Raw genomic sequence first — 23699 nt, 5'->3', positions numbered from 1 at the left:
GACCCCAGGTCAGGGGAGAGATCCATGCCGCACACGAAGCGCCGCCGCCTCGTGACATCCGCCGTCGCTCTCGCGCTCGGCGCCACCACGCTCGCCGCCTGTGGCTCGGATTCCGGGGACGGCGGGACCGGGTCGGGGCCGGTCTCGCTGACGTACTGGACCTGGACGCCCGGCATGGACAAGGTCGTGGACCTGTGGAACAAGGGGCCGGGCAAGAAGGAGCAGATCACCGTCACGGTGAAGAAGCAGGCCTCCGGTGACACGCTCGTCACCAAGATCCTCACCGCGCACAAGGCGGGCAAGGCCCCCGACCTGGTGCAGGCCGAGTACCAGGCCCTGCCCACGCTGGTCAGCAACGACGCCCTCGCGGACATAGCGGAGGACGTGGCGGGGGCGAAGGACCGGTTCGCCGACGGCGTCTGGCAGCAGACGACCCTGGGCACGGACGCGGTCTACGCGGTGCCGCAGGACATCGGCCCGATGATGTTCTACTACCGCGAGGACCTGTTCGAGAAGTACGGCCTGACCGTGCCGACGACCTGGGACGAGTTCGCCGAGACGGCCCGCGAGCTCAAGAAGGCCGCCCCCGACAAGGACCTCACGACCTTCTCCGCCAACGACTCCGGCCTCTTCGCGGGTCTCGCCCAGCAGGCGGGCGCGAAGTGGTGGACGACCTCGGGCGACCGCTGGAAGGTCTCCATCAACGACGCGGCGACGCAGAAGGTCGCGAAGTTCTGGGGCGGCCTCGTGAAGGAGGGCGCCATCGACAACCAGCCGATGTACACCCCGGCGTGGAACAAGGCGCTCAACACCGGCAAGCAGATCGCCTGGGTCAGCGCGGTGTGGGCCCCGGGCACCCTCACCACCGCCGCCCCCGACACCAAGGGCAAGTGGGCCATGGCCCCGCTCCCCCAGTGGTCGGCGAGCGAGAACCGCACCGGCAGCTGGGGCGGTTCCTCCACCGCCGTCACCACGGACTCCGACCACCGGGAGGCCGCCGCGAAGTTCGCCACCTGGCTGAACACCGACCGGGCCGCCCTGAACGCGCTGGCCAAGGAGAGCGGCATCTACCCGGCCGCCACCAACGCCCAGACCAGCGGCGCCTTCCTCAAGCCGCCGGCCTACTTCGCCAACCAGGCCGACTTCTACACCAAGGCCGCCGAGATCGCCGAGACCACCGCGCCCTCGGCCTGGGGCCCGAACGTGAACGTCGCCTACACCACCTTCAAGGACGCCTTCGGCGCCGCCGCCAAGAACAAGGCGGACTTCGGCGCCGCGCTGGACGAGATGCAGGCCGACACCGTCGCCGACATGAAGAAGCAGGGCTTCGAGGTCGCGGAGTGAGCAGCACGGCACGCCGGCGGTCGTACGGGGTCAAGGGGGCCCCGTACGCCTTCCTCCTTCCCGCGACGGTCCTGTTCGCGCTGTTCTTCGCCCTGCCGATCGGCTACGCGCTCTGGCTCAGCCTCCGCAAGGTGAAGGTCTCCGGCCTCGGGCTGGGTTCCGGCGCCCGCAGCGAGGTCTGGGCCGGACTGGAGAACTACACCGACGCCCTCTCCGACAGCGAACTGCTCGGCGGCGCCCTGCGCGTGCTGGGCTACGGCTGCATCGTCGTCCCGGTGATGCTGGGGCTCGCCCTGCTCTTCGCGCTGATGCTCGACTCGGAGAGGGTGCGGCTCGCGCCCTTCACCCGGCTCGCGATCTTCCTGCCGTACGCCATCCCGGGCGTGGTGGCGGCGCTGCTGTGGGGCTTCCTGTACCTGCCGGACGTCAGCCCGTTCTACTTCGTGCTGGACAGGCTCGGCCTGCCGCAGCCGGACCTGCTGGACGGCGGGCCGCTGTACCTGGCGCTGTCGAACATCGCGGTGTGGGGCGGCACCGGCTTCAACATGATCGTCATCTACACGTCGCTGAAGGCGATCCCCGCGGAGGTGCACGAGGCCGCGAAGCTGGACGGCGCCACACCGCTGCAGATCGCCCTGCGCATCAAGATCCCGATGGTGGCCCCGTCGCTGGTGCTGACGTTCTTCTTCTCGATCATCGCCACGCTCCAGATGTTCAACGAGCCCACCACCCTCAAGCCGCTCACCAACTCCGTGTCGACGACGTGGAGTCCGCTGATGAAGGTGTACCGGGACGCCTTCGGCGAGAACGACATCCACGGAGCCGCCGCGCAGGCCGTGATCATCGCCCTCGCCACGCTGCTGCTGTCCTTCGGCTTCCTGCGCGCCGCGAACCGCCGTCAGAAGCAGGAGGCCGCCCGATGAGTTCCCTCGCCGTCCCCCAGGCCGAGCCGGTGGCGGGCAGCACGCCCGGCACCGACCGGGACCGGCCGCCGCTGCGCCGCCGGATCGCCCTCGTCCCGACGGTCACGCTCCTGCTCGGCGCGCTCTACTGCCTGCTCCCGGTCGCCTGGGTGGTGATCGCGGCCACCAAGTCGGGCCGTGAGCTGTTCTCCACGTTCACCTTCCTGCCGGGCACGGGCTTCGCGGACAACGTGAGGGACCTGCACGCCTACCGCGACGGCGTCTACTGGCAGTGGATGGGCAACTCCGCCCTGTACGCCGGTCTCGGCGCCCTGCTGTCCACGTGCGTCTCGGCCGTCAGCGGCTACGCCCTGGCGGTCTACCGCTTCCGGGGCCGCGAGGCGCTCTTCAACGTGCTGCTCGCGGGCGTGCTGATGCCGCCGGTGATCCTCGCCGTCCCGCAGTACCTGCTGCTGGCGCAGGCCGACCTCACGGACTCGTACGTGTCGGTGCTGCTGCCGCAGATCCTCTCGCCGTACGGCGTCTACCTGGCGCGGATCTACGCCGCGGCGGCGGTGCCGGCCGATGTGGTGGAGGCCGGGCGGATGGACGGGGCGGGCGAGTGGCGGATCTTCACACGGGTCGCGCTGCCGATGATGATCCCCGGCATGGTGACGGTGTTCCTCTTCCAGTTCGTGGCGATCTGGAACAACTTCCTGCTGCCGTACATCATGCTCAGCGACGACGAGAAGTTCCCGATCACCCTGGGGCTGTACACGTTGCTGGAGCAGGGCGCCAACTCCCCGGCGCTCTACACGCTGGTGATCACGGGCGCGTTCCTCGCGGTGCTGCCGCTGGTCGCCCTCTTCCTGGTCGTCCAGCGGTTCTGGAGCCTGGATCTGCTGTCCGGAGCCGTAAAGTCATGACCATGAACGCTGCGGGGGGCAGGCGCAGGCCGCCCACGATTCACGACGTGGCGCGCGAGGCGGGGGTCTCGCGCGGGACCGTCTCACGTGTGCTCAACGGCGGCCACTACGTCAGCCCGGCCGCCCAGGAGGCGGTCAACGCGGCGATCCGCAAGACCGGTTACGTCGTCAACCGGCACGCCCGCTCCCTGATCACCGGCCGGTCCGACTCGGTCGGCTTCCTGCTCACCGAGCCGCAGGAGCGGTTCTTCGAGGACCCCAACTTCAACGTCCTGCTGCGCGGCTGCACCCAGGCGCTGGCCGCGCACGACGTCCCGCTGCTGCTGATGCTGGCGGGCACCGAGGACGAACGGCGCCGCATCACCCGGTACATCACCGCCGGGCACGTGGACGGGGTGCTGCTGGTCTCCAGCCACTCCGGGGATCCGGTCGCCGAGCAGCTGCGCGGCGCGGGGGTGCCGCTGGTCGCCTGCGGGAAGCCGATCGGGCTGGGTTCGAAGGTGAGTTACGTGGCCGCCGACGACCGGGACGGGGCCCGGGACATGGTGCGCCATCTGCTGTCGCTGGGCCGGCGCCGGGTGGGCACGGTGACCGGCCCGCTGGACACGCCCGGCGGCGTCGAGCGCCTCGCCGGGTACCAGGAGGTGCTCGCCGAGGCGGGCCTGGACGTCGACGAGCGGCTCGTCGTCTCCGGCGACTACAGCCGGGCCAGCGGCGAGGCGGCAGGTGAGCGGCTGCTGGCACAGGCCCCGGACATGGACGCGGTGTTCGTCGCCTCGGACCTCATGGCGCAGGGCGTGCTGGCGGCGCTGCGCCGGGCGGGGCGGCGGGTGCCGCAGGACGTCGCGGTCGGCGGCTTCGACGACTCCCCCGCCGCGCTCGCCGCCAGCCCCGGGCTGACGACCATCCGGCAGCCGTGGGACCGGATCAGCGCCGAGATGGTCCGGGTGCTGCTGGCACAGATCGGCGGTGAGGATCCGGCGGCGGTGATCCTGCCGACGGAGCTGGTGAAGCGGGAGTCGGCTTAGGCGAGCCGCGCCCGGCGCGGAGCCTGCTTCATGCACGCTCATAGAACGGCGCGCCGGTGTTACCGTTCCCGTATGGCGGCGAAAACGGCTGGTACGCGGCTCGAGGAACGATGGCGGGACATCCTGTCGGCGCACGCGCGCACGATGTGCGAGATCGACCGGGCGCTGCATCCGCACGGTCTCGGCGCGTCCGACTTCGAGGTGCTGGACATGCTCGCGACGGCCACGTCCGAGGAGGGCGAGCAGTGCCGCGTGCAGAACCTGGTGGGGCGGGTGCACCTCAGCCAGAGCGCGCTATCGCGGCTGATCGCCCGGCTGGAGAAGGACGGCCTGGTGACGCGCTCGGTGTGCGAGGAGGACCGGCGCGGCGTCTGGGTCGCCCTCACCGCCAAGGGCCGTGACCTGCACGCCGAGGTGCTGCCCCTGCAGCGGGCCGCGCTGGCCCGGACCCTGGGCGAGCAGGAGCGCCAGGACCCGGGTGCGGGCCGGTCGTCCTAGGGACGTGCCAGCAGCGTGCGGACTCCCTCCGAAGTGAGTGTCAGGCGGTGGTCGGAGCTGCCGTCGATGGTGAGCGACAGGTCGTCGGCCGGCCACTGCGCGGCGAGGGCGCCGAGGGGCACCAGACGGTAGCGGGAGACGAACGGCAGCAGTCCGGCCATCTCCACCTCCGAGGTGAACACGGGCACCACCGGCTCGCCGCCCGGCTGCTCCAGGACGGGCAGCGCCACCGCCGACGGGTTGGTGGCGTCGCCGTCGCCGGCGTCGTCGGGCACGGGGATGAGCACGTCGCTGTTGGCGAGCGCGTCCAGTGCCGCCGCGTCCTCCGTGTTCTCGGCGAGGACGTCCAGAGCCCGCTGGGCGGGCGTGGGCGTGGGGTCGTTTGCGGGTGTCTCCATGGCAGATTCCCTGATAGCGGCGGTCGTGCGGCCCACCCGGGGCATGATCCGCCCCGGGTGCGGTCCTGCTCGCGTACCCGAACCGACCCGGGGCAACCCTTGTCACGCCCGGAGGTTCTCAGAAGGGTCCGCGGGCCGCTCAGGGAGCACGCTTCCACTTGTGGAGCACAATTCACTCCTGCAGGACGGCGAGCAGCCCTCGCACCCGCGTGCCGTCCGGCAGCGTCCAGGCTCCGGTGACATGGCCGGTCACTCCCTCGCCCGGGGCGGGCGCGCCGTCCGGGGCGGGTTCCAGGACCCGGTGCAGGCGCAGCACCGGCCCGGCCGGTGAGGTCAGGCGGGTGCCGTCCGCCTCGTCCGTGGCGGTGAAGCCGGTGGGGAGGGGGCGGTCGCCGGTGCGGACGACGGTGACCTCGTCGTCGGGGACGTCGCTGACGTTCTGGTCCTGGGCCCGCACCCGTCCCTCGATCAGGGCCGGCAGCTGGGCGAGGAACACCGGGTCGTGGCAGCCGTCGTAGGCCCAGCGCGGCCCGAGCACGCCGTGCTCCATGGTGCCCACCAGGGCGTGCTCCGCGTCGTCGAGCGGGGCGCCGCGGTAGGTGAGGGGGGCCAGGTACGCCGTGGGGCGGGGTCCGGCGGTGTCGGTGACGACGAGGAACTCGATCCCCACCTCGCCCCGCGGGTCGTCCAGCCGGAATCCACCCGCCTTGGCGAGCCGGGGCGCACTCGCCCCGCCTCGGTACCAGGGCCGGGAGGGCAGCCAGGAGGTGAGCAGTTCCAGCTTGGTGGGCTTGAGCGTGGTCCGGTGGATGACGGCCATGCCGCGGTTTCCCTCCGTCGGGTCGTCGGAAGCCCCGAGATTACGCCTGCCCGGCCGCCGTCCGGGCGCCGAGGACCTCGTCCCGGCGCCCGGCGCACCGGTGGAAGGGTCAGCCCCGGCCCTCCGCGGCGGCCCGCTGCCAGGCGCTCTCCCGCAGCAGCCGCAGGCCGTTCAGCCCGACGAGGACGGTGGAGCCCTCGTGGCCCGCGACGCCCAGCGGCAGCGGCAGTTCGCCGGCCAGGTCCCAGGCGACGAGACCCGCGATGAACACCCCGGCGATCACGAGGTTCTGCACGACCAGCCTGCGGGCGCGGCGGGACAGGGCCACCGTGGCGGGCACCGCGGCGAGTTCGTCGCGGACGACGACGGCGTCGGCGGTCTCCAGGGCGAGGTCGGAGCCCGCCCGGCCCATGGCGACGCCGGTGTGGGCGGCGGCCAGGGCGGGGGCGTCGTTGACGCCGTCCCCGACGACCAGCACCTTGCGGCCCGCGCCCGCCCACTCCTGGACGGCCGCCAGTTTGTCCTGGGGCAGCAGCCCGGCGCGCACGTCGTCGATGCCGGCCTCGGCGGCCAGCCGCGCCGCGGCCCGCGGGTTGTCACCGGTGAGCAGCACGGGAGCCGCGCCGGTGAGCCGGGCAAGGGAGGCGACCGTCCCGGCCGCGTCCGGGCGCAGCCGGTCGGCGAGGCCGAGGAGCCCGGCGGGGACCCCGTCGACGACGACCAGGACGGCGGTGCGGCCGGACCCCTCCAGGTCCGCGGCCGGGCCTGCCACGTCGTCCGACAGCCGGGCCGGTGCGCCGACCGCGACCGCGCGGCCCGCGACCACCGCCGTCACGCCGACGCCGGGCGCGGACGTGAAGTCCACCGCGCCGGGCAGGTCGAGGCCGCGCTCGCGGGCCGCGCCCACCACGGCCCGGGCCAGCGGATGCTCACTGGGCCGCTCGGCGGCCGCGGCCAGGGTGAGCAGTTCGTCCTCGGACAGGCCGGATCCGGGCAGCGGCCGGACGTCGGTGACGCGGGGGCTGCCCTCGGTGAGCGTGCCGGTCTTGTCCAGCGCGACCGCGTCCACCTGGCCGATCCGCTCCATCACCACGGCCGACTTGACCAGCACGCCGTGCCGGCCCGCGTTGGCGATGGCGGAGAGCAGCGGCGGCATGGTGGCCAGTACGACCGCGCAGGGCGAGGCGACGATCATGAACGTCATGGCCCGCAGCAGCGCGTCGGTGAGCTGTGCCCCGAAGGCGAGCGGCACCAGGAAGACGGCCAGGGTCGCGGCCACCATGCCCAGCGAGTAGCGCTGTTCGACCTTCTCGATGAACAGCTGGGTGGGCGCCTTGGTCTCGGACGCCTCCTGCACCATGCGGACGATCCGGGCGATCACCGAGTCGGCGGCGTCGCGCTCGACCCGGACGTGCAGGGCGCCGGTGCCGTTGAGGGTGCCGGCGAAGACCTCGTCGCCGCGCTGCTTGGGTACGGGGAGCGGTTCGCCGGTGATGGTGGCCTGGTCGACTTCGCTCGTCCCTTCGAGGACCCGGCCGTCCGCGCCGAGCCGCTCCCCGGGGCGGACGAGGACGGTGTCGCCGACCCTCAGCTCCTCCACGGGCACGGTCTGTTCACCGCCGTCCGGGGTCAGCCGAGTGGCCGTGGCGGGGGCCAGGTCGAGCAGGCCGCGGACGGAGTCGGCGGTGCGGGCCGTGGCCAGGGCCTCCAGCGCGCCGGAGGTGGCGAAGATGACGATGAGGAGCGCGCCGTCCATCACCTGCCCGATCGCGGCTGCGCCGAGGGCGGCGACGACCATCAGCAGGTCGACGTCGAGGGTGCGTTCCCGCAGCGCCTTCAGCCCTTCCCAGCCCGGCTCCCAGCCGCCCGTGACGTACGCCAGCGCGTACAGCGGGCCCCACGTCCAGGCGGGGGCGCCGGTCAGCTGGAGGGGCAGCGCGAGCAGGAAGAAGGCCGTGGCGGCGGCGGCCCAGCGTGCCTCGGGGAGCGCCAGGACACGGGTGCGCCGCCGGGGTACGGGCCCGGGACCGGCGGTCTTGGCCCGGGCGGCCGGTGGCGGCGTGAGGGTGGAGGTCATCGGGATCCTTCAGGCGGGGGCGCGGCAGCGCCCCTCACCATACAGGAACACATGAAGACTCATTCATGCCTTCATATGGAGCCGCCGGGGTCCGGGTCCCCGGACGGCCCGGCTCAGGTGTCGAAATCCACCGTCAGCGTCTCGGAGACCGGGAACGTCTGGCACGTGAGGACGTAGCCCGCGTCCACCTCGGACGGTTCGAGGGCGAAGTTGCGGCGCATGTCGGCCTTGCCGTCGGTGACCAGGGCCCGGCACGTGCCGCACACGCCGCCCTTGCAGGCGAAGGGCAGGTCGGGGCGGGTCTGCTGGGCGCCTTCGAGGAGGGAGCGGTCGCGGGGCAGGGCGGAGGTGGTGGAGCGGCCGTCGAGGGTGACGGTGACCTGGCTGACGGGTCCGGAGGGGCCAGCCTCCGTGTGCCTGACCTCGCGCACCGGTTCGTCGTCTGCGTAGAAGAGCTCCTGGTGGACGCGCTCGGCGGGGACGCCGAGGCCGGACAGCACCTGCTGGGCGGAGCGGACCATGCCGTGCGGGCCGCACAGCCACCAGTGGTCGGCGGACTCCACGTCGACCAGCGCGTCGACCAGGGCCGCGAGCCGCTCGGCGTCGAGGCGGCCGGAGAGCACCTCGGCCTCGCGGGGTTCGCGGGAGAGCACGTGGGCGAGCTGGAAGCGCGTCGGGTACAGGTCCTTGAGGTCGGCCAGCTCGTCGGCGAACATCACCGTGCCGGTGCGGCGGTTGCCGTACAGCAGGGTGACGCGGGAGCGGGAGTCGGCGGCCAGGACGGACTCGGCGATGGAGACCATGGGCGTGATCCCGGAACCGGCCGCGACGAGGACGTGGTGCCCGGGCGTGGTGAGGTCGGGGGTGAAGGCGCCGGTGGGGGCCATGACCTCGACGGTGTCGCCGGGGCGGAGCTCGCGCACCAGCCAGGAGGAGAACAGACCGCCCGGGACGACCCGGACGCCGATGCGCGGGGCCGCGCCGGCCGGTGAGCAGATGGAGTAGGAGCGGCGCTCGTCGCGGCCGTCGATCTCGCGCCGCAGGGTGAGCGACTGGCCAGGCGCGAAGGCGAACTCCTCGGCCAGCTCGGCCGGGACGTCGAAGCTGACGGCTGCCGCGTCCTCGCACAGCGGCTGCACGGCGGCGACCCGCAGGGGGTGGAAGACCGGGCGTCGGCGGGCGCGCGGGCGGGCCGCCGGGGCGGGGGCCGGCTCCATCAGGTCCTCCATCAGATCTCCTTGAGGTACTCGAACGGCTCGCGGCAGGCGAGGCAGCGCCACAGGGCCTTGCATGACGTGGCGGCGAAGCGGGAGGTCTCCTCGGTGTCCGCGCTGCCGCAGCGCGGGCAGGGCACCGAGCGGCGGGTCGGCGACAGCACCAGCGGCACCGGTCCGGCGGCGCGCGCGGGCGCGGCCCCGGGCGGGGCGATGCCGTGCTCGGCGAGCTTGCGGCGGCCCTCGGCGGTGATCCAGTCGCTGGTCCACGGCGGGTCGAGGACGGTGCGGATCTGCACGCGCGCGTACCCGGCGTCCCGCAGCCGGGCGGCCACACCGGCGCGCATCTCCGCCATGGCGGGGCAGCCCGAGTAGGTCGGGGTCAGGCTCGCGACCACCGTCCCGTCCTGCGTCAGGGAGACGTCGCGCAGCACCCCGAGGTCGGCCAGGGTGAGCATGGGCAGTTCGGGGTCGGGCACCTGCTCGGCGACCCGCCGGGCCCGCCGGGCGTCCAGGAGCGTGGTCACCATGCCGCCTCCGGGTGCGCCCGGGCCACGCCCTGCAACTCGGCCAGCAGCGGGGCCAGATGCTCGGTGTGCTCCCCGGCGCGGCCGGAGCCGGGCAGCGGGCGGTACACCGGCATGGGCAGCCCGGCCGCCTCGGTGACCTGGCGCAGCACCGCGACGACCTCGTCGCGCACGTCGAACGCCGTGAACAGCTCACCCAGGTAGGGGGCGACCTGCTCCTGCGCCTTGCGCATCCGCCGGTGCGACTCCTCTGTGCCGTCGCCGAGCCGGACAGCCCACTCGGCCGCGTACTGGCGGTGGTAGGCCAGTTCCTTGACGCCCTTGGCGGCGATCGCCGCGAGCACCGGGTCGCGGTGCGCGGTGAGCCGTTCGAAGTGCGCGAGGCGCCAGCTGGAGAACACCAGCAGCCGGACGACGGAGAACGCGAAGTCCCCGTTGGGCAGTTCGGCCAGGCGCACGTTGCGGAAGTCGCCGGCGTCGCGGAAGTAGGCGTAGGCGTCCTCGTCGCGGCCGGTGCCGTCGACCTGGCCCGCGCGGGAGTAGAGCAGGCGGGCCTGGCCGAGCAGGTCGAGCCCGATGTTGGCGAGGGCCACCTCCTCCTCCAGTTCGGGGGCGCGGGTGGTCCACTCGGCGAGCCGCTGGGCGGAGACCAGGGCGTCGTCGGCCAACGTGACGCAGAGGTCCGCCAGTTCGCGGACGTCGACGCCGTCCGGGACGCTCGTGTCGACGCCGTGCAGGGGGTCCTCGAAGCCGGTGCCGTAGGCCCAGCGGGTGTCGTCCTCGTGTCCCTCGGCGAGGGTCAGGTAGACGTGGTCGTCGCTCATGCCCTCTCCTTCAGATGTGCGGGACGTCGTCGGGGATGTCGTAGAAGGTCGGGTGGCGGTAGACCTTGTCGGCGCTGGGCTCGAAGAAGGGGTCCTTCTCGTCGCGGGTGGAGGCGGCGATGTGCTCGGAGCGCACGACCCAGATGGACACGCCCTCGTTGCGGCGGGTGTAGAGGTCGCGGGCGTGGGTGAGCGCCATGCGGTCGTCGGCCGCGTGCAGCGAGCCCACGTGGACGTGGTTCAGGCCGCGCTTGCCGCGCACGAACACCTCGTACAGCGGCCAGTCCTGCTTGCCGGCGGTCATGCCACCGCTCCCTTCCGTTCGCGGCGCGCCTGCTTGGCGGCGTGGGCGGTGGCCGCCTCGCGCACCCAGGCGCCCTCCTCGTGGGCCGTGCGGCGCCGGGTCATGCGCTGGTCGTTGCACGGTCCGTCGCCCTTGATGACCCGCATCAGCTCGTCCCAGTCGGGCGTGCCGAAGTCGTGGTGGCCCCGCTCCTCGTTCCAGCGCAGCTCCGGGTCGGGGAGCGTGACGCCGAGCTTCTCGGCCTGCGGGACGGTCATGTCGACGAAGCGCTGGCGCAGTTCGTCGTTGCTGTGCCGCTTGATCTTCCAGGCCATGGACTGCGCGGAGTTGGGCGAGGCGTCGTCGGGCGGGCCGAACATCATCAGCGACGGCCACCACCAGCGGTTCACCGCGTCCTGGACCATCTCGCGCTGCTCGGGGGTGCCGCGCATCATCGTCATCAGCAGCTCGTAGCCCTGCCGCTGGTGGAACGACTCCTCCTTGCAGATGCGCACCATGGCGCGCGCGTACGGCCCGTAGGAGGAGCGGCACAGCGGCACCTGGTTGCAGATCGCGGCCCCGTCCACGAACCAGCCGATCACGCCGACGTCCGCGAAGCTGAGCGTCGGGTAGTTGAAGATCGAGGAGTACTTCTGGCGGCCCTCGATGAGCCGCTCCGTCAGGTCCGCGCGGTCGGCGCCGAGCGTCTCAGCCGCCGAGTACAGGTACAGCCCGTGCCCGGCCTCGTCCTGGACCTTCGCGAAGAGGATGGCCTTGCGGCGCAGCGACGGGGCGCGGGTGATCCACTCGCCCTCCGGCTGCATGCCGATGATCTCCGAGTGCGCGTGCTGCGCGATCTGGCGGATCAGGGTCTTCCGGTAGCCCTCGGGCATCCAGTCGCGCGGCTCGATCCGCTGGTCCCGCGCGATCGTCGCGTCGAAGTGCCGCTGGAGAACCGGCTCGGTGCCGTCCGCCCCCGGGGGGCTGGAGTGTGTCGTGTCCATCCGTCCCACTTCCCAACCGACCATTCGTTCGGTCCATGGTATGACAAGGCGCCGCGCCTTGGTAAGACCCTGACCCTTGACAGGCGCCGAGGCGAGTTGATTACTTGGCGGCACCGAAGCTAACCGAATGTTCGGTCGGGCTACAAGGTGGTGCGAGAAGTGAGTCATACCGCTGACGCGACACCGGCCGCGGAGGCCATGTTCGCCGCGGACGAGGCCTCCCGCGGCCTCGGCATCGAGCTGCTGGAGCGGGGCGAGGGGACGGCCGTGCTGCGCATGACCGTGACCCGGTCGATGGTGAACGGGCACGGCATCGCCCACGGCGGGTACGTCTTCCTGCTCGCCGACAGCGCCTTCGCGTGCGCCTGCAACAGCCACGGACCGACGACGGTCGCGGCCGGCGCCGACATCACCTTCGTGGCCCCGGCACACGAGGGCGACGTCCTCGTGGCGCGAGCCGAGGAACGCACCCGGTACGGCCGCAGCGGCCTCTACGACGTCACCGTCCGGCGGGGCGACGAGGTGATAGCGGAATTCCGGGGCCGCAGCCGCAGCATCAAAAGCACGACGCCGAAGGAGCCGGCATGACCAGCGAGACGGGGACCGGGACGGACATCGTGGCCGGGACCGGCCGGCGGCGGGGCGAGCCCCTCCCCCACGACCTGCTGGACGACGCCGAGCGCCTGACCCGTGAGCAGCTGCGCGAGCTGCGGCTCGACCGTCTGCGCCGGAGCCTGCGGCACGCCTACGCCAATGTGGAGACGTACCGGAAGAAGTTCGACGCTGCCGGGGTCACTCCCGACGACTGCCACTCCCTGGAGGACCTGGCCCGCTTCCCCTTCACCACCAAGGCAGACCTGCGGGACACCTATCCCTTCGGTATGTTCGCCGTTCCCATGGACCAGGTGCGCCGCGTCCACGCCTCCAGCGGCACCACCGGGCGCCCCACGGTGGTCGGCTACACGGAGAACGACCTGTCGATGTGGTCGGACCTGGTGGCCCGTTCGATCCGGGCGGCCGGCGGGCGCCCGGGCCACAAGGTGCACATCTCCTACGGCTACGGCCTGTTCACCGGCGGCCTCGGGGCGCACTACGGCGCCGAGCGGGCCGGGTGCACGGTGATCCCCGCCTCGGGCGGCATGACCGCCCGGCAGGTGCAGATCATCCAGGACTTCCGGCCCGAGATCATCATGGTCACCCCGTCCTACATGCTCACCCTGCTCGACGAGTTCGAGCGGCAGGGCGTCGACCCGCGCACGAGCAGCCTGCGGGTGGGCATCTTCGGCGCCGAGCCGTGGACGGAGGAGATGCGCCGCGAGATCGAGGAGCGGACGGACCTCCACGCGGTCGACATATACGGCCTGTCGGAGGTGATCGGCCCGGGCGTCGCGCAGGAGTGCGTGGAGACCAAGGACGGGCTGCACGTGTGGGAGGACCACTTCTACCCCGAGGTCGTCGACCCGATCACGGGCGAGGTGCTGCCCGAGGGCGAGGAGGGCGAACTGGTCTTCACGTCCCTGACCAAGGAAGCGCTGCCGGTGGTGCGCTACCGCACCCGCGATCTGACCCGGCTGCTGCCCGGCACGGCCCGGCCCGCGTTCCGCCGCATCGAGAAGATCACCGGACGCTGCGACGACATGATCATCCTGCGCGGGGTGAACGTCTTCCCGAGCCAGATCGAGGAGATCGTGCTGCGCACCCCCGGAGTGGCCCCGCACTTCCAGATCCAGCTGACCCGGCGCGGCCGGCTGGACCACATGACCGTGCGGGTGGAGACCCGGCCCGGCACCGGCCCCGGCGAACGGGAGGCCGCGGCCCGCGCGATCGAGCAGGCCGTCAAGGACGGGGTGGGCGTCTCCGCGGAGGTGACGATCGTCGAGCCGGAGACCCTGGAGCGCTCCCTGGGCAAGCTCCGCCGGCTCAAGGACCTGCGCGCGGACTGACCGCGCACGCTCACGAACAGGAGCGCGCCGGATCGGCGGGAGCGGATGCGGCGGGGGCCGGGGGACGCGCGGTGACCGCGGGCGTCAGGGAGGACCCGGACGCGGCCGGCTTGCGGATCAGCAGCAGGGCGGCGTCGTCGTGCAGCCGGCCGCCCACGTGGGCCAGCAGCTCCTCGTGGAGCGCGTCGAGCGTGCGGGACGGTTCGTGGGTGACGTGCCGCTCCAGCCCTTCGGCCAGGGGGTAGAAGGCGCGGCCGCCGTCGCGGGCCTCGGTGACGCCGTCGGTGTAGAGCAGCAGCTGGTCGCCGTCGGCGAAGGGCAGCGTGTGCAGGCCCGGCGTGTGCCGGGTGAGGGCGCGCAGGCCCAGGGGCGGGGCCGGCTGGTCGGGTTCCACGGCCGTCACGCTCCCGGCGGCGCTCACCAGCAGCGGCGGGGTGTGGCCGCAGTTCACCACCTCCAGGTGCCCGGCGCGCGGGTAGCCGGCGACCACGGCGGTGACGAAGTCGTCGTGGCCGAGGTTGCGGGCCAGGCTGCGCTCGATCCGGTCGACCACCGCGAGCAGATCGGGTTCGTCGTGGGCGGCCTCGCGGAAGACGCCGAGCACCAGGGCGGCCGTCCCCACGGCGGGCAGGCCCTTGCCGCGCACGTCCCCGACGATCAGCCGCACCCCGTGCGGGGTGGAGATCAGGGCGTAGAGGTCCCCGCCGATGCGGGCCTCGGCCGCCGCGGCGCTGTAGCGGACGGCGACCTGGAACGGGCCGACGACGGTGGGCACGGGCCGCAGCAGGGCGTGCTGGGCGGTCTCGGCGACCGAACGGACGGCCGCGAGCACCCGCTCCCGGCGTCCGCGCAACACGCTGGCCAGGACGCTCGCGAGGGTGACGGCCGCCAGGGGCGCCAGGAGGGCGGCCAGTTGCCGGACGGTCAGCGCGTCCACACGGCCGAGGGTCGCGCCCAGCGCCACGGCGAGGGAGCCGACGCACAGCACTCCGCGCGGCCCGTTGGTGGTGGCCGCCAGGGCCGGCCCGGCCGCGAGCAGCGGCAGCCAGCTCGTCCCCGCCCCGTCCGCGAGGTCGGCGCAGACGACGACGGAGACCAGGGCGACGGGCAGGACGGGCGCCCCGGCGGCCAGGTGCGCGACGGCACGTCGGCGGGCCGGACTCCCGGCCCCGGCCACTCGGTCGAGGAACGGCCGTACCGGCCGGTGGTCGCCACCATGGTGTCGCGCTTGGCTCATGTCTGGATCCGCGGTCCTCACCTGTGCGCCGGGCACATCACTGAAATGTCCGTTTCCTCCAGAGAACGGGGTGGGTCCGGGCATCCGCAAGGATCGGATTTTCAGATAGTGAGCGAGAGCCCTCGCGTCACCCGGTTCGCGGTGGGGAGCAGCCGGGTGCGGATCTCCGGCAGGCGGGAGTACCGGTGGGCGGGCAGGGAGACGCCGAGGGAGCCGACGGTGTCGCCGCTGTACACGGGCACGGCGACACAGACCGTGCCGAGCGCGTACTCCTCCAGGTCGGTGACGGCCGGGGCCAGGGGCGCGGCGTCCAGCCGGCGCAGCAGTTCCGGCGGGCTGGTGACGGTCCGCGGGGTGAGGTCGGCGAGGTGGTGCCGGGAGAGGTAGTCCCTGCGGGCCTCGTCGTCCAGCTCGCGCAGCACGGACTTGCCGAGCGCGGTCGCGTGCCCCGCGTCCTCGAAGCCGACCCAGAGATCGACCCGGGGCGTCCCGGGACCGTCGACGATCTCGGCGACGCGGATCTCGCCCTCCTCGAAGAAGGTGAGGTAGGCGGGGGCCGCCAGTTCGTCGCGCAGCGCGGCGAGGGCGGGCCGGACCCGGCTGAGCAGGGCCTGCGCACGGCCCGTGGTCCGCAGGGCCTGCAGCTTTTCGCCCAGGACGAACCCGCCGTCGTCGAGTTTGCGCACGTATCCGTCGTGCACCAGGGTCCGCAGCAGGTGGTACGCCGTGGCCAGGGGCAGGCCGGTCTCGCGCGCCAGCTGCTTCGCCGGTGCGCCGTTCTCGTGCGCGCCGACCGCCTCCAGCAGGCGCATGGCCCGCTGCACGGAGGTGATGAGCGTGGGGCCGTCTCGCGCACCCATGGCACCAGCGTGCGCCGACGGTGCCGCGGGGGCAAGGCGGAGGCCGTGCGGAGCGAGACCGGGGCGTCCGTATGCGCTCGCCGCGCCCCGTGCGCCCGTGCGCGTGCCCCGCACGTCGGTAACGCTTTACCGGCCGTAAGCGGACAAGAGGGGCGAAACGCCGCATCGGTCCTTCGTGGCCCTCCCCCGAGCCGCGAGCATGCCGTGTCATGGACATCTTGCTCGTCGCCAGCGCGTTCAACAGCCTCTCCCAGCGTGTGTACGCCGAACTGTCGGACCAGGGGCACCGGGTGGACGCCGTTCTCGCCTCGCACGGGGCCGACGCGGTCCGGGCCGCCGTGCGCGAGGTGCGTCCGGAACTGATCGTCGCGCCGATGCTGACATCGGCCCTGCCCGAGGACGTGTGGCGGGAGCACACCTGTCTGATCGTGCGTCCCGGGCCGCCCGGCGACCGTGGCCCGTCCTCCCTGGACTGGGCGATCACCGAGGGCGCGTCCGAGTGGGGTGTGACGGTGTTCCAGGCCGAGGCGGCGCTGGACGCGGGTGACGTGTGGGCGGACGGATCCTTCCCGGTGCCGCCCGCCGGCAAGGGCGACGTGTACCGCAACGAGCTGTCCGACGCCGCCACGGCCGCGGTGCTGCTGGCGGTACGGCGCTTCACGGAGGGGTCGTTCAAGCCCCGGCCGCAGAGCGATCCCGGGATCCGCGTGGTGTGGCGCGACGCCCTCCACCAGGAGGAGCGGCGGATCGACTGGGGACACGACGACACCCAGACGGTGCTGCGCAAGCTGCGCGCGGCCGACTCGCGGCCGGGCGTCCCGGACGAGCTCTGCGGCCGGGAGGTGTTCCTGCACGGGGGGCACCCGGAGGACCGGCTGCGCGGCGAGCCCGGGGAGTTGCTGGCGACCCGGTCCGGTGCGCTGTGCCGGGCCACCCGGGACGGCGCGGTGTGGATCCCGGAGCTGCGCCCCGGCAAGGGTTCGGGCGACCCGGCGCCGTTCCGCCGTCCCGCGGCCTCGGTGCTCTCCGGCTTTCCCGCGCCGCCCGGCAGCGGCCCCGGCATGCCGGGGTCCAACGACCGCCCGTACTGGCTGCCGGAGATCGCCGTCCCGCTCGAACTGCCGCCCGGCCGCACCACCTGGGCCGACATCCGCTACCGGCAGCGGGGGGCCGTGGGCTTCCTGTCGTTCTCGTTCCCCGGCGGGGCGATGAGCACCACGCACTGCCGCAGGCTGCTCGCCGCCTACCGTTACGCGCTCACCCGCCGCACCTCGGTGCTGGTCCTCGGCGGTGCCCGCGACGTCTTCTCCACCGGCCTCCATCCGCACGTCATCGAGGCTTCGAGCGACCCGGCGGGCGAGTCCTGGTCCAACCTCCTCGCCATGAACGACCTGGTCGAAGCCGTGCTGCGCACCACCGACCGGGTGGTGGTCGCGGCTCTCGGCGGCAACGCGGCGGCGGGTGGGGTCATGCTCGCCCTGGCCGCCGACGAGGTCTGGTGCCGCACGGGCGCCGTCCTCAACCCGCACTACCGGAACCTGGGCCTGTACGGCTCGGAGTTCTGGACGTACTCGCTGCCGCGCCGGGTGGGTGCCGAGACGGCCGAGCGGCTGACGGGCGAGGGACTGCCGGTGAGCGCGGCGGCCGCGGAGCGCATGGGGCTGGTGGACCGTCTGGTGCCGGTCCCGCCCGGGGAGTTCACCGCGGAGGTCGAGCGCCTCGCCGCCGAGGTGGCCGCCGACCCGGACCTGCCGCGCCGGATCACCACCAAGACCACGGCACGCCACGCGGACGAGCTCCAGCAGCCCCTGGCCGAGTACCGGCGGACCGAACTCGCCCGCATGCGGGACGTGTTCTCCGACCCGCAGGCTCCGTACCACGCGCTGCGGTCCGCCCTGGTCCGCGGGCTGCCGAGCGGCTCGGCCCGGCCGCTGGCCGCACGCGGCACGGCATGAGCGCACCTCAGCGCGCGGCGTCCGCCGGTGCCGTGCCGGGCCCGGCACGCCCGTCCCCCGGCCACCGCGCGGACGCCCCGGCATGACGACGGCCCGTCGGCGGTGCGGCGCGACGGGCCGGTGTCGGGGCGGTGGCGGATCGGGGGCCGGGGAGGTCACCGCCCGGGCCGGATCGAGGGCCTGGCAGGTCATCGCCCGGGCCGGATCGGAGGCCTGGCGGGTCACCGCCCGGGCCGGATCGGAGGCCGGGCAGGTCACCGCCCGGTGCCGGAGAGCCGGTGGGCGAGCAGCGGGATGATCACCGCCGCGGCCACCAGGTGGGACACGGCCAGGACGATTTGGGTCGACACGGCCGTGTGCGGCGCGACGGCGGGACCGGCGAGGGACAGGACGGTGAGCGCGACGGTGGTCACCGTGAAGGTGCGGGCGGGCCTGCGGGCCCAGCGGGCCAGTGCCACCGCGAGGACGATCCCGGCGGCGGACCAGAATACCACCCCGCCGAAGAAGCCCCCGGCCGGGATCTCCGCGGCCTCGGCGGCCCCGGGGCTCGCCGCGTCCATGGGGACGCCCGCCGCCCGCGCGAGGAGCGCGAAGGCCTCCGTGACGACGGCGCCGGCCAGGGTCGCCAGGACCCCGGCCAGCCACACGGGACGTGCGGAGAGGAAGCCGGTGACGCTCCGGGAGGCGGTCCGGGCGGTCCGGGTCTGCGGGGTGGTCACACTCATGTCACTGTCTCCTGACGGCAGTCGGGGCGCGCGGTGCGCCCTTCGGAGAGGTGGACGGCGCGGCGCCACGGAACTCATCGGTGGCCCGCGGACTTTCCCGCGCGGCGGTTCGCCCGGATGGCACACGTCACCCGCACGAACCAGCGCACCGCGGGAAGGCGTCACAGCATGGACCAGCCGATGAACCACCCCCGCCCCACCACCAGCCCCGCCGTCACGACGCTGGCCGACCCGCTGGTCAACAAGGGCACCGCCTTCACCCGCGGCGAGCGCGCGGCACTCGGTCTCGACGGACTGCTCCCGCCCGCCGTGGAGACCTTGGACGAACAGGTCGCCCGCGCCTACGAGGCGTTCCGCTCCTACGACAAGCCCCTCAACCGGCACATCTATCTGCGGCAGTTGCAGGACACCAACGAGGTGCTCTTCTACCGCCTGGTCACCGAGCACCTGGAGGAGCTGCTGCCGGTCGTCTACACGCCGACGGTGGGTGAGGCCTGCCGGCGGTTCAGCGAGATCTACCGGCGGCCGCGCGGGCTGTTCCTGTCCTGGGAGGACCGGCACCGCTTCCGCGACATCCTGCGCAACCGCCCGCACGGCAACCAGGACGTGGACGTCGTCGTCGTCACCGACGGGCAGCGCATCCTCGGGCTGGGCGACCAGGGCGTCGGCGGCATGGGCATCCCGATCGGCAAGCTCAGCCTCTACACGGCGATCGGCGGCATCCACCCCGCCCGCACCCTGCCGATCCTGCTGGACGTCGGCACGGACAACGAGGACCTGCTCGGCAATCCCCGCTACCTGGGCCGCCGGGCCCGCCGGCTGACGGGTGCCGAGTACGACGAGATGATCGAGGCGTTCGTCTCGGCGGTCGAGGCGGAGCTGCCCGGGACGCTGCTGCAGTGGGAGGACTTCGCCACCGCCCACGCGTACCCGATCCTGGAGCGTTACCGGGACCGGCTGCTGACGTTCAACGACGACATCCAGGGCACCGCCGCCGTCACGCTCGGCGCCCTGTCCACCGCCGCCGACGTGGCCGGCACGCCCCTGCCCGAGCAGCGGCTGGTGATCCTCGGGGCGGGGTCGGCCGCCATCGGGGTGGCGGAGATGATCCGGACGGCCATGGTCGACGAAGGGCTGACCGAGGACGAGGCCACGGCGCGGTTCTGGATCCTCGACGTCGACGGCCTGCTGGTGTCCTCCCGGTCCGGACTGTCGCCGCAGCAGCGGGTGTTCGCCCGGGACGACGCGGAGGTGGCCGACTGGGACGGCACCGGTCTCGCCGAGGTGGTGCGCCGTGTCGCGCCGACCGCGCTGATCGGCCTGTCGACGGCGCACGGCGCCTTCAGCGAGGAGATCGTGCGGCAGATGGCCGGCAGCTGTGAACGGCCGGTGATCTTCCCGCTGTCCAACCCCACGTCCCACTCCGAGGCGGAGCCCGCCGACCTCACCCGCTGGACGGACGGCCGTGCCCTGATCGCCACGGGGTCGCCCTTCCCGCCGCTGACGGTGGACGGGCACGAGGTGCCGGTGGCGCAGTCGAACAACGTGTACGTCTTCCCGGCCATGGGGCTCGCGGTGACGGCGAGCCGGGCCACGCGTGTCACCGACCGGATGCTCGTGGCCGCCGCCCGGGCCGTCGCACGGTGCGCGGTGCGGGCGGCCGACGGTGTGGAGGGGCCCGTGCCGCTGCTGCCGCCGCTGGCCGGGATGCGGGACTCCGCCCGGGAGATCGCCCTGGCGGCGGCCCTCGCCGCCGTGGAGGACGGGGTGGCCCCGCGGGCGACGGAGGAGGACCTGCGCGAGGCGATCGCGCGGGCGCAGTGGATCCCCCGCTACGCCGGCTGACCACCGTCCCGCGCGCCCGCTCAGGGGAACGACGCGCCATGCGACCCCTTTTGCCGCGTTTGTCGCTATCCGGAACGGTCAACGATGTCCGGGACCGGAGGACAGCGAGCGCACCGGGAGGCGGGCGCGGGATGACCGTCACGAGACCGTCGTGGACGACGGGCACCCGTGCGGGCCGGCCACCGGCCCCGGCCGTCCCGCGGGCGCGCGCCGCCGGCCTGCCGTGAAGCGCGCGGGCCGCGGGGTGCACCGCGGATGGCAGCGGCTGGGGGCAGGCGGCCTGCTGAGGCGCGGCCGTGACGTGGAGCTGATGCACCGGGCCATGGGCTTCGCCACGCTCGCGCTGGTCACCCTGGCACCGCTGCTGATCGTGGTGGCCGCAGCCGACCCGCTGGGGCGCGGCGGCTTCGCCTCGTGGCTGGCCGACGGCATGGGGCTGTCCGGGCGGTCCGAGCGGGTGCTGACGGACATCATCAGCCCTCCGCGCGAGGTCATCGGCACCACCAGCGTGCTCGGCGGCGTCGCGCTCGCCGTCTTCGGCGTGGCCTTCGCCGGCAGTGTGCAGAACGGCTACGAGCGCATCTGGAGCCTGCCGGCCGGCCCGTGGCACCGCGTCTGGCGGCAGGCGGTGTGGCTGATCGCCATGACGGTGTACCTGTACCAGGAGGTGCAGACGCGCACCCTCGTGGCCGGGCCGGAGCGGATCGTGCTGAGCGCGGCGTCCGGTGTGCTGTTCTTCTGGTGGGGGCAGCGCTTCCTGCTGGGCGGGCAGGTCCACTGGAGGGCACTGCTGCCCGGGGCGGTGGCCACCATGGCGGGCCTGGTCGGCCTGCGCACGTTCTCCTACTTCGTCTTCACGCCGCTCATCGTCACCAACGCGATCAGCTACGGAGCGGTCGGCGTCGTCCTCGTCGTCGAGTCCTGGCTCATCGGCGTGGGCTACGTGGTCTACGGCGGAGCCCTGCTGGGCCGCTGGCTCCTCGAACACCACGGGCCGGGACGTACCGCCGAGCCGTGACGCGCGGCGGGCGGGGCCCGATCGCCTATCTTGGCGCCCATGCAGTCCTACACGATCGGCCAGGCCGCACGGCTCCTCGGCGTGAGCCCCGACACCGCGCGGCGCTGGGCGGACGCCGGGCGGGTGGCGACCCACCGGGACGAGGGCGGGCGGCGCCTGATCGACGGCCGGGACCTGGCCGCCTTCTCCGTGGAGCTGGCCCGGAGCGGGGGCGCCGAGGAGGACGCCGCCCCCTACACCTCCGCCCGCAACGCGTTCCCCGGCATCGTCACCGCCGTGAAACTCGGGGATGTCGCCGCCCAGGTGGAGATCCAGGCCGGACCGCACCGGCTGGTGTCGCTGCTGACCCGGGAGGCCGTGGAGGAACTGGGTCTTGAGGTCGGCATGGAGGCCACGGCCCGGGTCAAGTCGACGAACGTGCACATCGACCGGACGTGAGGCGGGGCCCGTAGGAACGCACATGCCAGCTTCACCGGGCCTCTCCCCCGCTCATGCGAACACACAGCAGACGTACTCCTCGCATCTGCGGCACTATCATCGACGTATGCACGCCCGCCGCACCGGGGGTGCGGCCGCGTCGCCGAAGCCTCGCCGAGGGAGTGCACCCGTGATGACCCGAACCGCGCGCCGGAGCCGCCGCACCCTGCGGGCGGCCGCGCCCGGAGCAGCCGCCGCCCTGCTGGCCCTGAGCGCCTGCTCGTCCTCCGGGGCGTCCGGGGCGGACCCCTCCGGCTCCGCACCGGGCCGGGTCACCGGTGAGGTGACCGTCTTCGCCGCCGCCTCGCTGCAGGACGGCTTCACGGCCCTCGGCAGGCGCTTCGAGCAGGAACACCCCGGCACGAAGGTCACCTTCAGCTTCGGCGGCAGCGACTCCCTCGCCGCGAGCATCACCGGCGGCGCCCCCGCGGACGTGTTCGCCGCGGCCAGCACCAGGACGATGAAGATCGTCACGGACGCCGGTGACGCCTCCGGCACGCCCGTGACCTTCGTCCGCAACGAGCTGGAGATCGCCACCCTGCCGGGCAACCCCGACCGGATCTCCTCGCTGAAGGACCTCACCGCGAAGGACCTGAAGGTGGTGCTCTGCGCCGAGGAGGTGCCCTGCGGCGCCGCCGCCCGCAAGGCCCTCGACGCAGCCGGTCTGAAGCTCACCCCGGTCTCCTACGAGCAGGACGTGAAGGCCGCGCTGACGAAGGTGGAACTGAAGGAGGCCGACGCGGCCGTCGTCTACAAGACGGATGTGCGCGCGGCGGGTGACAAGGTGGAGGGCGTGGAGTTCCCCGAGTCCGCCGACGCCGTCAACGACTATCCGATCGCCCTGCTGAAGGAGGCGCCGAACGCCGAGGCCGCCAAGGCGTTCATCGCCCTGGTGCGCTCGGTCGAGGGCGAGCGGGTGCTGAGCCGGGCCGGATTCCGCACGCCGTGAACGCCCCGACCGACCGGACCGGCGCGGGCGGCACCCTCCGGGGCGGGCCGCGGCCCCGGCGGGTGCGCGGCGGTGTGCCGCTGCCGCTGCTGCTGCCCGCACTGCTCGGGGTGGCGTTCCTGACCGTCCCCCTGATCGCGCTGCTCGTCCGCACGCCGTGGCAGAGCCTGCCCGAGCAGCTGACCAGCGCCGAGGTGTGGCAGGCCCTGCGGCTGTCCCTGGTCTGCGCGACGGCGGCGACCGCCGTGAGCCTGGTGATCGGTGTGCCGCTGGCGTGGCTGCTGGCCCGGGTCGACTTCCCCGGCCGCGGTGCCGTGCGGGCCCTCGTCACGCTGCCCCTCGTCCTGCCGCCGGTCGTCGGGGGTGTGGCCCTGCTGATGGCCCTCGGGCGCAACGGGATCGTCGGGCGGTGGCTGGACGCGTGGTTCGGGATCACCCTGCCCTTCACGACGGCGGGAGTCGTCGTCGCGGAGGCGTTCGTGGCGATGCCGTTCCTCGTCATCAGCGTGGAGGGCACGCTGCGGGCCGCCGACCCGCGCTTCGAGGAGGCGGCCGCGACGCTGGGCGCTTCCCGCTTCACCGCCTTCCGGCGGGTCACGCTGCCGCTGATCGCGCCGGGCATCGCGGCGGGCGCCGTGCTGGCCTGGGCCCGGGCCCTGGGCGAGTTCGGCGCGACCATCACCTTCGCCGGCAACTTCCCCGGCCGCACGCAGACCATGCCGCTGGCCGTCTACCTGGCCCTGCAGAACGACCCGCAGGCCGCGATCGCCCTCAGTCTCGTACTGCTGGCGGTGTCGATCGCGGTGCTGGCCGGGTTGCGGGACCGCTGGATGAGCGCGAGGTGA

24 protein-coding genes are annotated in these 23699 nt (G+C 73.4%); 13 read left to right on the top strand and 11 right to left on the bottom strand.

All coding sequences use genetic code 11. From position 1 onward, the window contains the following. The first annotated feature begins 24 nt into the window (after window positions 1-24). The 5 genes from ACF07N_RS02215 (at window position 25) to ACF07N_RS02195 (ending at window position 4698) form a co-directional block, all read left to right on the top strand. Complete coding sequence (locus ACF07N_RS02215; RefSeq protein WP_392107256.1) at window positions 25-1344, top strand: ABC transporter substrate-binding protein; 1320 nt, start codon at window positions 25-27, stop codon at window positions 1342-1344. Continuing rightward, complete coding sequence (locus ACF07N_RS02210; protein ID WP_383329238.1) at window positions 1341-2267, top strand: carbohydrate ABC transporter permease; 927 nt, start codon at window positions 1341-1343, stop codon at window positions 2265-2267. The genes ACF07N_RS02215 and ACF07N_RS02210 overlap by 4 nt, the downstream gene beginning before the upstream one ends. After that, window positions 2264-3172 (top strand): carbohydrate ABC transporter permease, encoded by a 909-nt coding sequence (locus tag ACF07N_RS02205; RefSeq protein ID WP_392107252.1) that lies wholly within the window; start codon window positions 2264-2266, stop codon window positions 3170-3172. The genes ACF07N_RS02210 and ACF07N_RS02205 overlap by 4 nt, the downstream gene beginning before the upstream one ends. Continuing rightward, on the top strand, window positions 3169-4200 hold the full coding sequence (locus ACF07N_RS02200) for a LacI family DNA-binding transcriptional regulator (RefSeq protein WP_383329232.1): 1032 nt from the start codon (window positions 3169-3171) through the stop codon (window positions 4198-4200). The genes ACF07N_RS02205 and ACF07N_RS02200 overlap by 4 nt, the downstream gene beginning before the upstream one ends. A 72-nt stretch (window positions 4201-4272) precedes the next feature. Continuing rightward, a complete protein-coding gene (locus ACF07N_RS02195) occupies window positions 4273-4698 on the top strand; it encodes a MarR family winged helix-turn-helix transcriptional regulator (protein WP_392107249.1) in 426 nt (141 codons plus the stop codon). Here the strand turns inward: ACF07N_RS02195 and ACF07N_RS02190 are convergent. From ACF07N_RS02190 to paaA, 8 genes are all read right to left on the bottom strand, one after another. Continuing rightward, a complete protein-coding gene (locus tag ACF07N_RS02190; RefSeq protein ID WP_383329226.1) occupies window positions 4695-5096 on the bottom strand; it encodes an SseB family protein in 402 nt (133 codons plus the stop codon). The genes ACF07N_RS02195 and ACF07N_RS02190 overlap by 4 nt on opposite strands. A gap of 172 nt (window positions 5097-5268) precedes the next feature. Further along, window positions 5269-5916: a 1,4-alpha-glucan branching protein gene (locus ACF07N_RS02185; protein WP_392107246.1), complete on the bottom strand. Its 648-nt coding sequence runs from the start codon at window positions 5914-5916 to the stop codon at window positions 5269-5271. Window positions 5917-6025: 109 nt separating this feature from the next. Then, a complete protein-coding gene (locus ACF07N_RS02180) occupies window positions 6026-7993 on the bottom strand; it encodes a heavy metal translocating P-type ATPase (protein WP_392107243.1) in 1968 nt (655 codons plus the stop codon). A gap of 113 nt (window positions 7994-8106) precedes the next feature. After that, window positions 8107-9222 (bottom strand): 1,2-phenylacetyl-CoA epoxidase subunit PaaE, encoded by a 1116-nt coding sequence (gene paaE / locus ACF07N_RS02175; RefSeq protein WP_383329217.1) that lies wholly within the window; start codon window positions 9220-9222, stop codon window positions 8107-8109. Then, entirely contained in the window at window positions 9222-9737 is a 516-nt protein-coding gene (paaD, locus tag ACF07N_RS02170; RefSeq protein WP_383329214.1) for a 1,2-phenylacetyl-CoA epoxidase subunit PaaD, read from the bottom strand. Before paaD ends, paaE begins: the two co-directional genes overlap by 1 nt. Beyond that, window positions 9731-10558 carry a 1,2-phenylacetyl-CoA epoxidase subunit PaaC gene (paaC, locus tag ACF07N_RS02165; protein WP_392107239.1) on the bottom strand — a complete coding sequence of 276 codons (828 nt, stop codon included), beginning with the start codon at window positions 10556-10558 and terminating at the stop codon, window positions 9731-9733. The genes paaD and paaC overlap by 7 nt, the downstream gene beginning before the upstream one ends. A 10-nt stretch (window positions 10559-10568) precedes the next feature. Further along, window positions 10569-10862, bottom strand: coding sequence for a 1,2-phenylacetyl-CoA epoxidase subunit PaaB (gene paaB / locus ACF07N_RS02160; RefSeq protein ID WP_094051976.1), 294 nt, complete (start codon window positions 10860-10862; stop codon window positions 10569-10571). After that, window positions 10859-11845, bottom strand: coding sequence for a 1,2-phenylacetyl-CoA epoxidase subunit PaaA (paaA, locus tag ACF07N_RS02155; RefSeq protein ID WP_392107235.1), 987 nt, complete (start codon window positions 11843-11845; stop codon window positions 10859-10861). Before paaA ends, paaB begins: the two co-directional genes overlap by 4 nt. A gap of 198 nt (window positions 11846-12043) precedes the next feature. Between paaA and paaI the strand changes: the two genes are divergently transcribed. After that, on the top strand, window positions 12044-12433 hold the full coding sequence (gene paaI, locus ACF07N_RS02150) for a hydroxyphenylacetyl-CoA thioesterase PaaI (protein WP_383343597.1): 390 nt from the start codon (window positions 12044-12046) through the stop codon (window positions 12431-12433). Next, the gene (gene paaK / locus ACF07N_RS02145; RefSeq protein ID WP_392107232.1) at window positions 12430-13788 is read left to right on the top strand and encodes a phenylacetate--CoA ligase PaaK; all 1359 of its coding nucleotides are present in this window, start codon (window positions 12430-12432) and stop codon (window positions 13786-13788) included. The genes paaI and paaK overlap by 4 nt, the downstream gene beginning before the upstream one ends. A gap of 10 nt (window positions 13789-13798) precedes the next feature. Here the strand turns inward: paaK and ACF07N_RS02140 are convergent, their stop codons facing one another. Further along, window positions 13799-15025, bottom strand: coding sequence for a PP2C family protein-serine/threonine phosphatase (locus ACF07N_RS02140; RefSeq protein WP_392107229.1), 1227 nt, complete (start codon window positions 15023-15025; stop codon window positions 13799-13801). Window positions 15026-15126: 101 nt separating this feature from the next. Next, window positions 15127-15885, bottom strand: a complete 759-nt coding sequence (locus ACF07N_RS02135) for an IclR family transcriptional regulator (RefSeq protein ID WP_392107226.1) — start codon at window positions 15883-15885, stop codon at window positions 15127-15129. Window positions 15886-16094: 209 nt separating this feature from the next. On the opposite strand from ACF07N_RS02135, the gene ACF07N_RS02130 reads away from it, so the two are divergent. Then, the gene (locus ACF07N_RS02130) at window positions 16095-17840 is read left to right on the top strand and encodes an enoyl-CoA hydratase-related protein (protein WP_392107223.1); all 1746 of its coding nucleotides are present in this window, start codon (window positions 16095-16097) and stop codon (window positions 17838-17840) included. A gap of 254 nt (window positions 17841-18094) precedes the next feature. Here ACF07N_RS02130 and ACF07N_RS02125 read toward each other — a convergent pair whose 3' ends face one another. Then, entirely contained in the window at window positions 18095-18565 is a 471-nt protein-coding gene (locus tag ACF07N_RS02125; RefSeq protein ID WP_392107220.1) for a DUF6069 family protein, read from the bottom strand. A gap of 168 nt (window positions 18566-18733) precedes the next feature. Here ACF07N_RS02125 and ACF07N_RS02120 point away from each other — a divergent pair, with 168 nt between their 5' ends. The 5 genes from ACF07N_RS02120 (at window position 18734) to ACF07N_RS02100 (ending at window position 23699) form a co-directional block, all read left to right on the top strand. After that, the gene (locus tag ACF07N_RS02120) at window positions 18734-20410 is read left to right on the top strand and encodes an NAD-dependent malic enzyme (protein ID WP_392107217.1); all 1677 of its coding nucleotides are present in this window, start codon (window positions 18734-18736) and stop codon (window positions 20408-20410) included. A gap of 223 nt (window positions 20411-20633) precedes the next feature. Next, the gene (locus ACF07N_RS02115) at window positions 20634-21428 is read left to right on the top strand and encodes a ribonuclease BN (protein ID WP_383329183.1); all 795 of its coding nucleotides are present in this window, start codon (window positions 20634-20636) and stop codon (window positions 21426-21428) included. 39 nt (window positions 21429-21467) lie between these two features. Then, window positions 21468-21866 (top strand): molybdopterin-binding protein, encoded by a 399-nt coding sequence (locus tag ACF07N_RS02110; protein ID WP_383329180.1) that lies wholly within the window; start codon window positions 21468-21470, stop codon window positions 21864-21866. Between the two features lie 172 nt (window positions 21867-22038). Next, on the top strand, window positions 22039-22854 hold the full coding sequence (modA, locus tag ACF07N_RS02105; protein WP_392107213.1) for a molybdate ABC transporter substrate-binding protein: 816 nt from the start codon (window positions 22039-22041) through the stop codon (window positions 22852-22854). Next, window positions 22851-23699, top strand: coding sequence for an ABC transporter permease (locus tag ACF07N_RS02100; protein ID WP_392107210.1), 849 nt, complete (start codon window positions 22851-22853; stop codon window positions 23697-23699). Before modA ends, ACF07N_RS02100 begins: the two co-directional genes overlap by 4 nt.

It is taken from the genome of Streptomyces sp. NPDC015242 (assembly GCF_043079125.1).
Classification (GTDB): Bacteria; Actinomycetota; Actinomycetes; order Streptomycetales; family Streptomycetaceae; genus Streptomyces.
This window is presented reverse-complemented; position numbering and strand designations above follow the sequence as displayed.

Excerpts from the sequence above, each read along its gene's own strand:
- ACF07N_RS02215 (WP_392107256.1), top strand. The coding sequence starts at position 25 with ATGCCGCACACGAAGCGCCGCCGCCTCGTGACATCCGCCGTCGCTCTC.
- ACF07N_RS02205 (WP_392107252.1), top strand. The coding sequence starts at position 2,264 with ATGAGTTCCCTCGCCGTCCCCCAGGCCGAGCCGGTGGCGGGCAGCACG.
- ACF07N_RS02200 (WP_383329232.1), top strand. The coding sequence starts at position 3,169 with ATGACCATGAACGCTGCGGGGGGCAGGCGCAGGCCGCCCACGATTCAC.
- ACF07N_RS02195 (WP_392107249.1), top strand. The coding sequence starts at position 4,273 with ATGGCGGCGAAAACGGCTGGTACGCGGCTCGAGGAACGATGGCGGGAC.
- ACF07N_RS02190 (WP_383329226.1), bottom strand. The coding sequence starts at position 5,096 with ATGGAGACACCCGCAAACGACCCCACGCCCACGCCCGCCCAGCGGGCT.
- ACF07N_RS02185 (WP_392107246.1), bottom strand. The coding sequence starts at position 5,916 with ATGGCCGTCATCCACCGGACCACGCTCAAGCCCACCAAGCTGGAACTG.
- ACF07N_RS02180 (WP_392107243.1), bottom strand. The coding sequence starts at position 7,993 with ATGACCTCCACCCTCACGCCGCCACCGGCCGCCCGGGCCAAGACCGCC.
- paaE (WP_383329217.1), bottom strand. The coding sequence starts at position 9,222 with ATGGAGGACCTGATGGAGCCGGCCCCCGCCCCGGCGGCCCGCCCGCGC.
- paaD (WP_383329214.1), bottom strand. The coding sequence starts at position 9,737 with ATGGTGACCACGCTCCTGGACGCCCGGCGGGCCCGGCGGGTCGCCGAG.
- paaC (WP_392107239.1), bottom strand. The coding sequence starts at position 10,558 with ATGAGCGACGACCACGTCTACCTGACCCTCGCCGAGGGACACGAGGAC.
- paaB (WP_094051976.1), bottom strand. The coding sequence starts at position 10,862 with ATGACCGCCGGCAAGCAGGACTGGCCGCTGTACGAGGTGTTCGTGCGC.
- paaA (WP_392107235.1), bottom strand. The coding sequence starts at position 11,845 with ATGGACACGACACACTCCAGCCCCCCGGGGGCGGACGGCACCGAGCCG.
- paaI (WP_383343597.1), top strand. The coding sequence starts at position 12,044 with ATGTTCGCCGCGGACGAGGCCTCCCGCGGCCTCGGCATCGAGCTGCTG.
- paaK (WP_392107232.1), top strand. The coding sequence starts at position 12,430 with ATGACCAGCGAGACGGGGACCGGGACGGACATCGTGGCCGGGACCGGC.
- ACF07N_RS02140 (WP_392107229.1), bottom strand. The coding sequence starts at position 15,025 with ATGAGCCAAGCGCGACACCATGGTGGCGACCACCGGCCGGTACGGCCG.
- ACF07N_RS02135 (WP_392107226.1), bottom strand. The coding sequence starts at position 15,885 with ATGGGTGCGCGAGACGGCCCCACGCTCATCACCTCCGTGCAGCGGGCC.
- ACF07N_RS02130 (WP_392107223.1), top strand. The coding sequence starts at position 16,095 with ATGGACATCTTGCTCGTCGCCAGCGCGTTCAACAGCCTCTCCCAGCGT.
- ACF07N_RS02125 (WP_392107220.1), bottom strand. The coding sequence starts at position 18,565 with ATGAGTGTGACCACCCCGCAGACCCGGACCGCCCGGACCGCCTCCCGG.
- ACF07N_RS02120 (WP_392107217.1), top strand. The coding sequence starts at position 18,734 with ATGGACCAGCCGATGAACCACCCCCGCCCCACCACCAGCCCCGCCGTC.
- ACF07N_RS02110 (WP_383329180.1), top strand. The coding sequence starts at position 21,468 with ATGCAGTCCTACACGATCGGCCAGGCCGCACGGCTCCTCGGCGTGAGC.
- modA (WP_392107213.1), top strand. The coding sequence starts at position 22,039 with ATGACCCGAACCGCGCGCCGGAGCCGCCGCACCCTGCGGGCGGCCGCG.